The sequence below is a fragment of the Bacteroides sp. MSK.18.37 genome (assembly GCF_019129155.2).
Lineage (GTDB): Bacteria > Bacteroidota > Bacteroidia > Bacteroidales > Bacteroidaceae > Bacteroides > Bacteroides ovatus.
The window spans coordinates 1,780,206-1,794,017 of the sequence record NZ_JAHOIB020000001.1 but is presented as its reverse complement, the minus strand read 5'-3'; the positions used below and the strand labels follow the sequence as shown (position 1 = coordinate 1,794,017).

15 protein-coding genes are annotated in these 13,812 nt (G+C 51.2%); all 15 read right to left on the bottom strand.

What is annotated here, in order from left to right:
- Positions 1-23 precede the first annotated feature (23 nt).
- Positions 24-1,166, bottom strand: a complete 1,143-nt coding sequence (gene traM, locus KSX81_RS07470) for a conjugative transposon protein TraM (RefSeq protein WP_005816128.1) — start codon at positions 1,164-1,166, stop codon at positions 24-26.
- Positions 1,150-1,569 (bottom strand): hypothetical protein, encoded by a 420-nt coding sequence (locus tag KSX81_RS07465; RefSeq protein ID WP_005816127.1) that lies wholly within the window; start codon positions 1,567-1,569, stop codon positions 1,150-1,152. The genes traM and KSX81_RS07465 overlap by 17 nt, the downstream gene beginning before the upstream one ends.
- 12 nt (positions 1,570-1,581) lie before the next feature.
- A complete protein-coding gene (gene traK / locus KSX81_RS07460; protein WP_005816126.1) occupies positions 1,582-2,196 on the bottom strand; it encodes a conjugative transposon protein TraK in 615 nt (204 codons plus the stop codon).
- Between the two features lie 3 nt (positions 2,197-2,199).
- The gene (locus tag KSX81_RS07455) at positions 2,200-2,601 is read right to left on the bottom strand and encodes a hypothetical protein (RefSeq protein WP_005816123.1); all 402 of its coding nucleotides are present in this window, start codon (positions 2,599-2,601) and stop codon (positions 2,200-2,202) included.
- Positions 2,602-2,666: 65 nt separating this feature from the next.
- The gene (locus KSX81_RS07450) at positions 2,667-3,797 is read right to left on the bottom strand and encodes a hypothetical protein (protein WP_005816122.1); all 1,131 of its coding nucleotides are present in this window, start codon (positions 3,795-3,797) and stop codon (positions 2,667-2,669) included.
- The gene (locus KSX81_RS07445; protein ID WP_005816121.1) at positions 3,797-4,198 is read right to left on the bottom strand and encodes a hypothetical protein; all 402 of its coding nucleotides are present in this window, start codon (positions 4,196-4,198) and stop codon (positions 3,797-3,799) included. Before KSX81_RS07445 ends, KSX81_RS07450 begins: the two co-directional genes overlap by 1 nt.
- Before the next feature lie 15 nt (positions 4,199-4,213).
- The gene (locus KSX81_RS07440; RefSeq protein ID WP_005816120.1) at positions 4,214-5,044 is read right to left on the bottom strand and encodes a phage antirepressor; all 831 of its coding nucleotides are present in this window, start codon (positions 5,042-5,044) and stop codon (positions 4,214-4,216) included.
- A 43-nt stretch (positions 5,045-5,087) separates the two neighbouring features.
- Complete coding sequence (locus KSX81_RS07435; protein ID WP_217719281.1) at positions 5,088-5,852, bottom strand: DUF5045 domain-containing protein; 765 nt, start codon at positions 5,850-5,852, stop codon at positions 5,088-5,090.
- Between the two features lie 27 nt (positions 5,853-5,879).
- Positions 5,880-6,605: a hypothetical protein gene (locus KSX81_RS07430; protein ID WP_005816118.1), complete on the bottom strand. Its 726-nt coding sequence runs from the start codon at positions 6,603-6,605 to the stop codon at positions 5,880-5,882.
- 14 nt (positions 6,606-6,619) lie between these two features.
- Entirely contained in the window at positions 6,620-9,160 is a 2,541-nt protein-coding gene (locus KSX81_RS07425) for a hypothetical protein (RefSeq protein ID WP_005816117.1), read from the bottom strand.
- A gap of 220 nt (positions 9,161-9,380) precedes the next feature.
- Positions 9,381-12,086 (bottom strand): TraG family conjugative transposon ATPase, encoded by a 2,706-nt coding sequence (locus KSX81_RS07420; protein ID WP_008021336.1) that lies wholly within the window; start codon positions 12,084-12,086, stop codon positions 9,381-9,383.
- Positions 12,087-12,208: 122 nt separating this feature from the next.
- On the bottom strand, positions 12,209-12,508 hold the full coding sequence (locus KSX81_RS07415) for a DUF4133 domain-containing protein (RefSeq protein WP_005816074.1): 300 nt from the start codon (positions 12,506-12,508) through the stop codon (positions 12,209-12,211).
- Between the two features lie 48 nt (positions 12,509-12,556).
- Entirely contained in the window at positions 12,557-12,922 is a 366-nt protein-coding gene (locus tag KSX81_RS07410; protein WP_007837354.1) for a DUF4134 domain-containing protein, read from the bottom strand.
- A gap of 58 nt (positions 12,923-12,980) precedes the next feature.
- Entirely contained in the window at positions 12,981-13,313 is a 333-nt protein-coding gene (locus KSX81_RS07405) for a DUF4134 domain-containing protein (protein ID WP_005812854.1), read from the bottom strand.
- Positions 13,310-13,762 (bottom strand): hypothetical protein, encoded by a 453-nt coding sequence (locus tag KSX81_RS07400; protein ID WP_005812857.1) that lies wholly within the window; start codon positions 13,760-13,762, stop codon positions 13,310-13,312. Before KSX81_RS07400 ends, KSX81_RS07405 begins: the two co-directional genes overlap by 4 nt.
- Positions 13,763-13,812: the final 50 nt, after the last annotated feature.

Below are 13,812 nucleotides of genomic sequence, written 5' to 3'. Positions count from 1 at the left end.
ACAATTCCGTTGTCGGGCAGTGTCTATTTCCTTTTCTCTTTCCCATTTACAAGGTAAACAAACGTCCCATACTTCAGCTTCACTTTGTTCTTCTTGATAGCCTTGCTGATGGCATTGCTTGTCTTCTGGTAGGCATTGGTCACGGCTTGCATTCCCCATTGCGAGAAACTGTTGTTCGCTCCACTCTGGTCGATGTTCATGTTGCTCTGCATAGCACCGCTCGCCACATCTTTCGTGGTCTCACGGAACTGGCTGCCGGGGACATACAGTCCCTCCAGTCCGTCCGTGTCATAAAGCGAAAGCGAAACCTTTATCAGCTCGTCATCCACAAGGATGGAGTTGATGCTACCCTTCACTCGCTGCGAACCGAAACCGCTCATGGTGGCATAGAGGTACGACCCTTTCTTCACCACGGTCTCACCAATCTCAATATCGTCCAACAGTCTCAGCCGCACCCTCGACCCGTCCGTAGCCTTCACGTCCTCGTCAATGATGGCCTTGATGAGCTTTGGCTCATGCTCGTTCTGCGTCAGGGTGTTGAAATAGTCCGAAGTCACCTTCACCTTCTTCACCACCTCCTGTGCCTTGTCCTCCTCGTCCAGTGCCTTCACCGCCTTGCTGTCCTCGGCAATCTGACCTTTCACCTCAATCTGCTCCTTGGGAGGCCCAGCCTGTGTGGTATCCTGGGCCACGGGGGCAACTGCCGCCTGTCCTCTCAGCCTCGCTTCGGCGAGTGCCTTGTTGAGTGCTTCGAGTGCTTCCGCTTCTCGCGCCTTGGCATCGGCCACTTCGGCTGCATCGTCCTTCTCTTCTGCCTGACGGACGAGTTCCGCAAGGTCTTCTTCTGTGTACTTGGATTCATACGCTTCTTTCTCTTCTTCGTTGTCACGCTCAATGTTATCAACAGCCGAATAGTCTGCTATGCGACCATACGACTTCGCCATGTTCTCATACTTGCCACCGATGCCGTCACCATTCTTAATCTGCGCTCCGGGCAGGTTGGGGTTCAGAAACTCGGTGGTCTGCAGGTTCTTGTCCTGCGTTTCCGCCACCTCCGTATTGAACATGTCAAAGACAAAATAGCCTGTGGCAATCAACGGGATGTACACGATGGCTGGCAGCATGTACTTCGGCTGACGGAAGTTTATCTTATCTGTTATTCTCATCGCTGTCTGATTTTGATGTTACTGACTTGTCTCGATTCTCCTCGTTGGTTCGATGCGTCACGGGAGGAGTGATGCAATGGGCTGCATTCATCATCTGCTTCATGCGCCCTTCCTGCCGCTCGATGGCACTTGCAGCCTCCGTCCGATGACCGTAATACCGCACCATCCTGTAGATGTTGATGCCGAAGCACGTGGCGACAAAGCCGAAGACGATGACGAGAAACAGCGTCTTGTGGGCATTGGCAAAGCCTTGCACCTTAGCCGCCGCACGGTCTATCCTCGCGGTCTTGGCAAACTTGCGCCCTGCCGCCACCTCCTTCTCATACCGCTTCTTGTACTTGGGGTCGTTCTTGTCGGGCATATCCTCGCCCACAAGCATCCGTCTGATTCCTTTTACACTCATACCGCTAGGATATTAGAAGTTTGACTTCGACTTCTGCTCAATATCCTTGTTGAGCAAGGTTCTCCAGTTCGTGATGAGCAGTCCATGAGGATTGTTCTCCGTCCTCGGCACGCGCTTCACCTGTCCCGCCGTCACCAATTCACGCATCAGAATATTGCTCCTTCGCTCTATCCTTTGCCTACCGTAGTAGGTGAACTCCATCTTCTCCTTGTTGAACTTGATGCTGTCGCAAAAGATGCTGAACACGGCACTCGTACCCATGATATTGTTGTAAAAGCCCTTTTCCTTCAGCGTATTGTACTGCGCCAAACCAGTTTCATCGACCAAATACATCGCCTTCTCCATCGAATAGCGGATGTACTTGTCATCGGGAGCAAGCGTAAAGAAGTAATGGTGGAACATCTCGATATGGCTCTTTGCCTCCACATCCAGCGTTTCCTCCATCGTGGTGCGGTTCACCAGTATGGGCACGTTGCCGTCCAATACATACACCTTTTGCTGCGCGTCCGTCACCATGCAGCGCGCCGTCCAGATGCTCGACACCGAGATGATGATGCAGCCCATGAGGAACGCAGAGCAGATGATGCCCACCAGCTTGATTTTGTTTTCTAAGTTCTTGATTACCATACGTTACTGCTTGTTTGAGGTCTGATTTCTCTTCATTCTCACATATTCACGGTGCAGGATGGTGTATATGTCCTTCTCAACTTCTTCCACCAGTTTGGCGTAATACTTGATGCAAGCCTCTACGTAGATGCCTTCGTATTTCAGTTGGATCCACACCCACCAGATGTCACGTTCACGTCTCCGTCGATTTCTGTAGATTTTGGCACGATGCAAGCGATAACTCAGGTAATCTACCATAGGCACTACATACTCGTCGTTATCCTCAAAGCCTTCTGCCATCTCCTCATACTGTGGGTCGATGTAGTTGTTTTCGGAATTGAAAAACTCTTCCTTTGCACGCTTGTTGGCAAACGCCATGAATTTCTCATCTTTGAGCCAACGCTCAATTTCATTTTTTGCTTTCATTTTTCTTGATGGTTACTTTTATTTGTTTCAATAGGAGGTGCGGTGACTCACCGCACACTCACATGTTATCTCATCACGGTCGCCATGGTTCCCGTAGCCGTCATCTTGGCTTGTTGTGCCACGCCCTCGCCGAAGTTTCGGGTTGAGAAGGCGGTGTCGCCCTCTGGTATCATCCATGCCGCAAGGTCGGGCACGAGGTTCAGGCATTTCAACGCCACGATGCTCGCTGCCATCAGATAGCCTGCCGAGAAGAACGAGTTTTGCAGATAGGCTGCCATCGTCTGCTCACTGGCGGTGATGGCCGTCAGGTTCTCTACCTGTATGCAGAGCACAATATCAAACAGCAACAGGACGTAGAAACCGACGAAGTAGAGCATGGCTCCGTAGAAATGAACTGTCAAATAACGGGTTAGCCACTTCGCCCACGCTCCTTCCCACTTGGGCAGCAACGAAAATGCCCATTGTATTGGACCGAATATAGTGAGCATTCCGAGCAATATCTGCTGACAGTATATCGTCGCCCACCAACCGATGCGGAACACGATCAGGGCTATCAGCATCACTATCTTGTCGATGCCCACCACGGCCCCTGCCGTCAGTGAGGTGAACCACAGTTTGCTGGCATCCTTCTCCATGTTGGTCACTTCGTCCACGCCCGTCTGCTCCATCGTCGCCTCTATCAGGTTGGGGTCTGATGTGCCCTTATGCGCCACGTCTGCCTGTGCCTGGAGGTCAGTGTACATCGAGTCCCTGACATATACCAACTGCTGCACCTCCTCAAACTTGTCGGAAATTTGGGTCGCCTCTGCCTCATAGAGGTCGTGGGTGTAACTGCCGATGCAATTGGGAATATAGGATAGAAAATCCAATACGCACCAGCTGCTGCCGCTGTTGGTCATGCCTGTGTCAGCAGGTGGGTACCACCAACAGAGGATGATGCTCACCACCAAGGGCTTGAACAGTTTCATCACGTCCAACGGTTCGTTCTTCACCATCATCTTGTAGGCCATGCTTGCCGCCACGATGATAGAGAACAGTGCCGCCAATGCCATACACATTTGGAGGATCCACCAGAACGGCCCTTGTGAGCCTGTGAAGGTGGCATCGGTCAGGAACTCGTTGGTCTGGAATATCACATCGTCAATCTCCTCTTCGAGGATGTTGATGCCGAAATCGCTGAGTATGTTGTCTGCCATCAGTGCCTGGTTCTATTGTTGATAATCTCTTTGATAAACTCTATGCCTTTCGGTGTCCATGACAGATAGAAGTGGTAGAAGCAGCGCATCCTGCCTGTGACATATACCGCAATGCCCTTGTCCTGAAGGTCTTCACGCAGTTTCCACATTCCATATTCCTTGGTGATGATGCCTTCCTCTTTGAGGGTCTTCACAATCTTGCCGTAGTAACTTCCGACATATTTGTGAAGCTTTGACATTGAAACTACCTCTAAATCAGATGGCATATAATGCTCATCAACGATGGGTGTCCTGCCGATAACGCTGATTCGCTTCGGCATCCTTGACATCTCCAACTGCCACTTGCCGTTTTTCCTCTTGGCGGCATAGAGACGTAACTGTATTTTTGATATTGATTCCATAGCTATTTCTTTATTTTATGTTCTTTCGATAACAGGAATGACTCCCACGCTCTTCAGTTTCTCATAGAGGAAGCGGCGACCTTTCTGTGTCCATTTGGTGTTCATGCGCACATCCTCCGTACCGTCCTTGTGTTTAATGAGGTAGGTCTCGCTGGTCACATAACCGCAGTCCTTGTAGTCGGCATACAGAATCCACTGCTTGCCACGCTGATACTGGATGTTCATCTCCTTCAGACGTCGGTTGAAGCGGATGGACGACTCGCCATAGTCCTGTGCTATCTGTGTGACCAGGACACTGCTCTTCGTGGCAAGGATGATGTCAAGGTAACTCACCTTGTCCTTCATCTCCGTCACCTCCTGTTGCAGGTCATCCACCTTGGATCCCAACTCAACGATGCGTGTCCTTTGGTGTTCACACTCCTGTTCGACAAGCAGACGCTTTTGTCGTTCTTCCTTCAGATTGACTGCTAACCGTATCAGGAAGTCTGGCTCTGCCAATGCCTTCTCGATGGTCTGCTGTGTCATATAGGCACCATGCTTGCGGATAGAGGGGAGCACCTCCGATGTCACCCACTTGCGGAAACGTTTGGCTTCGGGTTTGCGACTGTCAAGGATGACATCATACAGTCCGTCTTCATTGATAAAGTTTGTAACCTGTTCTCTTCCAAGACTATCCGAGATGGGGTACTTTGAAAGTACATCATCCGAAAGTCGTTGTACCAACTTGCTGGTTTTTAGTCCAAGAACTCTTGCCACATCAGCCAAACAGAACAAGGGTTGCTCTGGTGTTCCTGTGGTTCGGACTGCTCCAAATTCCTCGTTGTTGAAAATCTGAATATCGTTCATATCTCTATGCTGTTTTGTGATTATTTCTTCTCTTCCCTTATTTCTATCTGTTCACACTTTCTTCACCCTCACCGCTGTTGGCATCATCGCCGTCAGTGCCTGTCGAGCTCCTCACGCCCTTCATGTTTTCCTGCCAACGGCTCTTGGCATCGCTGATGATGCTGCCTTTATGTACTACACGGTCGTTGGTGGCTGCCAAGAGGGCGGTAGTCTGGCTTTGGGTGTTGAGCTGCACAAGGTATTTCAGTAGTGTCTCGTTCTGTGTCGTCAGGTCGGCATAGATGCTAAGATACTGCCGCTTTCTCTGTGCATTGGGCATATAGGCATCCTTGGTGGCTTTCACGGCACACTGGTACATATTGTACAGTTCCTCCCACCGACGCTTGTCGTTGATGGTGCCTCCTGTAGGGATGATATGGTCTATGTTCGCCTTCATCTTGTCCAACTGACCGTTGATCTTGCTGCTTTCGGCAAGCCAGGCGAGGTCTATCTGTCGGTCGGCTACGTTCAAGGCTTCCACCTCAGCACGCTTGGTGAGGGCAGAGTCTATCTTCTCCGCATCATCTACTTGGTTGTAGAGGTTGATGCCGGCAAGAGTGCGGAAACCTAACTTGTTCTTCTCTGCCGCTGTCTTCTTATAGTTGTTATGTAACAGCCAATAATAGAACTCAGGGGTGAGAGAACCGCCACCTGTCTCCATCACCGTTATCTGGTTCTGCTTGGAGGAGTCGTGGTTGTAGGTCACGCTCTGGGCTGTGGCTTTGATGGTGGTTGCTACCGCCATGATGAGTGTCATTGTCTTCTTCATGTCCGTTCTTCTTTTGTTTACAATCCGTCAATAGTCAAGTTTTCCTGCCACTTTCCATCGGCTGAAGGCATCTTCCAGTATCTCTTCCTTCGTCCTCGTCCGATACACCTTCTCCTTCCAATAGCCCATGCGCAGCTGCACATACCGCCATGTCTGGAAGTAGGCTTGGTTCAGATGTTTTTCTATCAGGTCCAACGAATTGTTGATATTGTCCAACACCATCAGCAGGTCGGAAGTTGAACAGGCTGCCGCTCCTGTGGCATACAACACGAGGTCGTTGACGCTATGGTAGAGTTGGCTTCCTTCGTTGTATATGTTGTCGATGGCTTTCTTGTTGATGCTGATGAGCATCGTGTCAGCCAGTTCGATGTGTTTCCGCTTGATGACCTTATCATTGAAGTCCTCCAACAGGTTCTTGTAGTCACTGATGCGGTCGCTCACCGTCTGGTAGGTGCTCTTCACGTTCAGCACCGTGCGCAACGACTGGTACATCACATCGATGATGTCGAAGGCCCGGGTGTATTTGTCCAAATCCACATTCAGTTCCTTGTATTTGCCCACCTCTTCACTGCTGTATTCATGCAGCAGTTGATTGCTGTACTCCAAAGTGCTGCGTGCCAGCAAGAGGCTGCGCTGCTTCTTGTGGTCGTTGATGTATGCTTCCACCGATACCGCATCGAATCCCCATTGCGCCAAGGCTGTATTGGGGAAGAGGGTAATCAGCAGGAGAGCTATGATGATGGTATGTCTCATTCTCCGTTCCTCCCTCAGTTTTCGTTCTCGTTATCTTCACCATTCCCTCTGTTAGGGTCTGCATTCTCTCTCCATCGCTCGTAGCACTCTTCAATGAGTGTCCTTCTGCGACCTTGGTCTGCGTCGATTGAAGGAAGAATGTCCTTCAGCACGTCAATGATGCTGCGCTTGTAGTGCATCATTTTTTCTAATGATACCAAGTCGGCGTAAATCTTGGTGATACGGCTATCTACTTCACGGGCTATCTCCAGACGGTCGCTCGACCAGAGCAGGTGTATTACATCGTCATTGTCGGCGGTCTGGGTTGCCTCGCTCTTGGCATATTCTGTGGTGATGCTGCACGACGGGAACTCCTGGGCTATCTCCGAGATACGGCTGTTCACCTGCCTCGTCTTCTCCTCGTCAGAGGCATTCGGGTCAAGGGTCAGCACATCCACCACCTGTGTGTCGGTGTATTCCGAGGTCAGCTCCCACGATATTTGCAGTATCGCACGGTGTATCTTGATGCCAAGGAAGTACTTGGGCTTCCTTGCAATGGACAGTGTCGCCTTGAAGGTGATAATGCCGTTGATGTTGGGCATGGTGGCAGTTCGGACGTAGGTGTAGCCGTTCCACGAACCGGCACCTTGCCACGTGAGATTGTAGGCTGACTTCACATCCTGCATGATGGCAGGGATGCGGTAGTAGTCATCGGTGGAGGTGGCATTGTCGTTAGCCGCCTCGCTCTTGGCATTCTGTATGTCTGCCAACTGCTGCTGCCATGTCGCCAATTCCTTCTTCAGGTTGTCTATCTTCGTCTTGTTGACATTATGTTGCTGCCGCAAGGCAGGGGCTTCCTCCACAGAGGCATTGGCTATCTGCGTGAGCAGGTTCCTGTTCTCTGTCTCCAACTGGCTTATCTGCGCCTCCAACAGGGCTATCTTGCTATTCGCCTCACGTTCCTTCTCGTCCAGTTCCGATAGGTCGAGATTATTTTCTGATACGCTTGTCCTCATGGCGCATTCCTTGCTGTGGGCATTGAGCGAACCGCCGCACTCACGGCACTTGTACTGCGTGCTGCCCTGTCCGAGGGTGACACCGTCCGAACAGGTGACGCTGATGGTCACGCTCTCCACGCCCTTCAGTTTGGCGGCATCGGTGGCTTGATAGTAACGGCGTGCGTCACTGCCGATGTAATAGACATAGCCCTCCTCGTTGTCGTTATACTCCGAGAGACGTGCCTGCAACTGACGCTTGAAGGTATTCAAGTCCATGCTGTAGGAGTCGAAGACATCCTCATACACCTCTTCCACGTTGTTCCAGCTCTTGGTAACGTGTATCTCGTAGGCGTAGGCCTTCTTGGTCTGCTTGCCGCCACGGCTGATGATGTACGACGACATCCAATAGTTCATCGTATAGGTGAAGCCGTCGCTCTGGGCGTTGAGCTGCTGCACACGGCTGCGGCTCCATCCGGCATGGTTCTCCGAGTTGGCCAGTATCTGCTCTCGCTGCGTGCTGTTAGGGTAGAAGTTGGGGTCGGAGGTGTTGATACGATACCAATGGTCACCGTTCAGAATACTGTTGTCATCGGTCGGCGGATAGTAGTCACAGAGGCTTACGCTGCCTTGGTCTCGTCGGGCAATGTACCAACGCTGTGTATAGTAGTTGCCCTGCGTCTCGCTCAGATAGTCTGTCATCCACGAGGTGATGTTGTAGTTGGAGAGGTCGAAGAGGGCTGCCACGTTGTCCTCGCCACCCACCAGACTAAGGAGTGTGCTGCCGATGCCGTTCTCTGCCTGTTCATAGAGGTCATGGTAGTTGTCATAGATGTCGATGATTTTACTCACCTTGCCATTGAAAAGGTCGTTGAAGGCACTCTGCTGCAAGAGTGCGCCTGATGCCCCGTTGATACCTGCCGTCGCCAACGATGCTCCCATATTGTAAAGCGTCTCGATGTCGGCGGTGAGGTTCTCCACGGTGAAGTTGCCGGGCACACTGGCGATGTCATCCAACAGCTGCTGCCAATCTACATTGCCTATCTCCGAGAGTTTGAGGATGGCGGCTATCTCTTGGTTGATTTCCAAGAACTGAATGTCGGCAAAGGTCAAGCTACTGTTGGTCACGACACTCTCAAACTGCATACACAGCGACTTTGTGTCGGCGCATATCTTCATCAGGTAACTGCCCCAGTAGAGGGCGGTCTGCGGACTTTTCAGCATCATTCCTGCCACCGTCCATATCTTGGGCATAATCTTGTTCGCCACCATATTGTGGATGCGGCGGTAATAGTAGTTCTCCGTGCTACTGCTCCAAATGCCGAGGTCGGTGAATGCCTTGCGCTCCAAGAACTTGGCAGCGAAGATGCCGGCAGTGGCAACCTCTGCGGCATTGTAGTGCTTCAAGATTTCGCCCACCTGCTCGTTATAATAGCTCTCTGCCATAGCTCCAGCACCGAATGCGGCAGCCATGGCGGCAACGATCTGCTTGTCGTAGTTCACGCTGTAATACTGCGCATGAACCCTTCCCACGACAAGTGTAAGACACATATATATTATAATAAGGTATAAACGTCTCATTGCTTCACTACTTTACGTTTTTACTACTTTCAGTTTCTACTATTCCACTACTTTACTACTTGTAGTATTTACTATTGGTAGTATTCACTACTAATCGTATTTACTACTAATCGTAAATACTACCCAGCCACCGTTCCCGAAAGTTTTGCTTTCGGGCATCTGGGCTTTACGTCTATTCCGGGATTTCCGTTTCCATCAATCAGCCCCCGTGCTCGCCGTGTCAGCGGCGAGTGGCTCCATCGTCCGTCAAATTGAGCACATGCCCCGCCTCATTGACCTTCTGCGCAAATGCCAACGACTTCCCGATGCCACTGGCATCCCAATCTCTGCAATACCGCTCGATAGCCTCCTGATGTCTGCACTTCAGTTCATGCTTATAGAGTTTCAATGCCTCCTTCTCAGCTCGCTCGGTGGTGTAGGTCATATAGCACTCGTGCGGCTCCTCCACACCATACACTCCGCTCGTCGATCCACGTCGGATAAACACCTCACGGAAGAAACTTCTTCCCTCCTTGTTATCCAAGCGGTTGACAGTGAATATCTTCTTGCAATCCACATCCGTCAATCCTAATATCGCCTTGATCTCGTCGAATCGCTCACGAAATTTGCTTTGGTCGAGCAGCATCACCACGTCGGAGTTGTTGATGATGGCTTCCTTCACGATGGGACTGCCGATGATGTCCTGTATCTCCTGTGTCACTACGCCCACGCTCGCCCAGAACTTTCGGGCTGTCTTGTATAGGTACTTGATGTACTCGGCCATCAGCGGCGAGGCGATGGCTTTCCATGCCTCCTCGATGACAAGGCACTTGCGGTTCTTCTTCAGGCGCATCTTCTGCAGGAACACGTCCATGATGATGAGCGTCACGATGGGGAAGAGCTGCTTGTTCTCCTTGATGGCATCCACCTCGAAGACGATGAAGGTCTCGTCGAACAAGGTGCTATCCACGTTCTCGTTGAGAATCTTGTCGTACTTGCCGCCACGGTAGAAGTTTTGGAGCATATAGGCGAAGTTGTCGCAGTCGATGGTGGTGATGTTGTTCTCGATGCAGATCTGGTCGAGACGCTCACAGGCGAACTCATAGAATGAGTCGAAGGAGAGGGTCTTCACGCTCAATGCCATGCGCCGTTCCTCCAGTCCCTTGATGAGTTTCTCCACCTTGTCGTGTATCTGCGTCAGCTCCGTGCCGCGCCGCTTCTCCATGGTGGAGAGGTTTTTTCTCAGTGTCTCCTTCTGTGAGGAAGGATAGGGCTGCACACCGTTGAAATAGAAATCGTAATACTCCGTCACCAACTGCTCCACGACACGGAACTCCAGTTCGGGTATCTGCGTCTCCGAGCCTTTCCATATCAGCAGTATCAGGTTCTTCAGGAAGTCTATCTTCTCAATGTTCAGCTCCCGCTTGCTGATGTTGAAGGGGTTCATGGTGATGGGCTTGTCCTCCGTATAGGCGATGTACTTGCCGCCCACATACTCGCAGAGTCCCTCATACGAGTTACCCGTATCGACCATGACGATGTCGGTGTTCTGCTCCCACAACTGACGCACCACGCTGTTCATGTGGAACGACTTGCCGCTGCCCGAAGGACCCAAACAAAAAAAGTTCGAGTTGTCGGTCAGCTTCTCCTTTCCCTCCTTTCCTGTGATGTCGATGGCTACGGGCACACCTTGGCGGTCGGTATAGTATATCTTCAGCGGGGTGTCCTCATTATGCACGATGCGCTCCTTGTACATCAGACAGGTGGCGGCATCGCCGAGGGTGAGGAATCGGTCGTAGTCGGCATTCATGCCATAGCAGTTGCCGGGGAAAGAGTTGACGAACAGCTCCAACTGGTTGTAGGCCCGCTTGCTGATGTGGATGCCCATGCGCGAGAAGGAGTTTTCGAGATGGTTGGTGCATTTCTGTATGTCGGTGTCGCCGCTCACTGCCACCACGAGGTTGTAGTGGGTATAGACGAGCTGCTTGCTCTCACGGGCTATCACCTCCTGCACACGCTTGATGTCCTCTACAGCCATCAGGTTGCTGGGGTTGGGCATGGAGGCATGGCGGTTTTTCTTCTTGTCGAGTAGGGCAAGCTCACGCTTCTGGTTGGGCACGAACACCATCTGGTTGAACACCACGCAGTCGGCTCCGGGCACGCTATCGACGATGCTCACGAGATCAACGGGCATACTGGTGTTGTTCACCTCGATATTTGCGTAGGGACGGATGACCGACGGCAAGTTGGCATAATCCACATCCACAAGGCTATACACCTTGCAGCTACGGTCCCCCATGCCGATGGTCTCGTCATCGACCTTGAAGTTGGTCATCGACACCACCTTGTCACGGAAGTTCATGGAGAAGAAACGGTCCACATACTCGCAGGCTTCCGTTTTGCCGAGGAATCGGGACTTCACGCCGGCATCCCTCAGCTGGTCGTGCACCTTGCGTATCTTCACCAAGAAGTCACGCCATTTCTTGTTGTCGAACGACATCAGACGGCTCTTCTTGTTCTCCTGTGTGATGGTGAGGTAGCAGACGCTGTCGGTAAAGGGTCTGCCGTTGAAATAGCGGAAGTAACTCTCGCTCAGGAACTCATGATTTCCACCGTTCTCTTCCTTGAATGCCTTCCTCACAAACACGTCCTGCTTGTGCAGCGCATAGCCTTCGCCCAAGGTCTGGGCAAGGGCGGCGAAGAGGTGGGTGAACTCATAGTAGGCCTCGATGTTGGCGGAATACTTCTGCACAGGGTTCTCCATCTTCAGAACAGCGGAGTATTCGCCCGTCTTGGTATAGAGCACGCCGATGCCATCCACTTCCTCGATGGAGAAGTAGATGTCCTGGAAGATGCGCTTGCGCTTCCCTCCCGTGCCGAATGCCTTGACACTGATGGCCATGCCCACGCAGATGGCTGAGAATATGAGTATGATGTATAGGGTCATTGTTCTTTTTCTTTTTTAATCGCAAAAAGGCGGGCGCACCCTCATGCGTGATGCCCCCACCTCCATTCACTTACAATCATTGATAGCTTTCCACTTGGACATAATGGATTCTCTTTTTTGTTTTACACTTTCTTTGAATAGGCATAGATGAATATGCCGTTGTCACTCTTCTTGCTGTGCAAGCCCTTGCGCTGCTTCATGACGATGAGAACGCCACCGACAGCTACGGCGAGGACTAGCAGCACGAGTCCTGCCACGAAACCGAAGATGCAGTAGCCGAGGATGAAACCCGCAACGGCTCCTCCTGCGGTGGCTGCCGCCCAGTAGATGTAGCGTCCCTGCAACCCGAAGAACTCCAATGGACGTTGCAGTCCCTTGAAAATGGGATAATCCGGAAAACGCTCTTGCTTTGTATCTGCCATAACTGTCAGTGTTTTAACGTTCTACATACTCACAATCTCACGCTGCGTTTAACCTCCAATGCCGAAGAACAGAGGCAGTGCCTGGGCTGCTGCAATGAGGAAAATACATGCGCCGACGACCATCATGATCTTCTTTTTCACGTCCTGTTCCTCGTTGTTCATGGCGATGTAAACGCTTATGGCTCCGACAATTGCAACGACACCTGCAATGGCATAGCAGAGCTTCACCACGATAGGTACATACTTGGCAATCTCCTCCGTCACTGTGGTAAGCGCGGTCGTTCCTGCCGAGTAGTCGCCGGCTGCGTTCTGTGCCATTGCTGCGGTGGTGCCGACAAGCAACATCAGGGCGAGCGTTTTCATGCGCTGTGAAGAGAAGAATCCCTTCACCTTCTTGTTAATCCTTTCAAACATTCTTTTTACCTTTTAATTTGTTACACTTTGAGTTATCTTATCTCGTATCACCTGTATCTCAAATCTGATAACCGAAGAAAGCGGGGAAGACGATGGTCGCTCCTATGAGGAACAGGCAGGCTCCCACCAGCATCATGATGTTCTTCTTCACTCCTTCTTCGCCCGTATTCATCTTTATATATATCTGCAAGGCGCTGACTATGACCACGATGCCCGCCACTGCATAGCACAGATAAACGATATAGAGCATCATCGTCACGGCATAGTCATGGGCACTCGCAAGTGCGTCCGCTCCCCAGCTGTAGTCCACGTTGCCACACTTAGCACTGGCCAGAGCTGGGGTTAAAGCGGCATATAATGATAGAAATGCACTTCTTGTTTTTGACATCATATCTCATTATTGAGTGATTCCACCTTGACCATGTCACGTCCATTGTGACGAAGACCGCGGGCGATGATGGTGTTGTTCAATTCTTCCGAATACATGGGGTCGGAATAGGTGGTATTCACTTCCTCCATCTTCTTCTCGATTGCGCTTTGTATCTTTTCAAGCACATGAGGCTTGCTCTCTTCCGCAGTGGCGGCTGCCTCCTCTGTAGGCTCTGCAAGCTGCTTCTCCTCGTAGGCTGTCTCATATTGGTTGTCGCCTACGCTGAAACCACCGTCGCTCTCGCTGACCGCTATCGACTCTTCCTCGTCGGTCATGTCACTGACATCAAACGACTCGCCCTGTGACTTCTCGTCCTTGGGCTTTCCGTACAGATCCTGCACGATGATGACCGTATAGTAGATGACATAGATTATGGTCACGACAATGGCGAATATTACAAATGACTTCATATTTTCAAGTTTGATTTTACTATGGTTTGGCTTATTGCCGATGCAAAGGA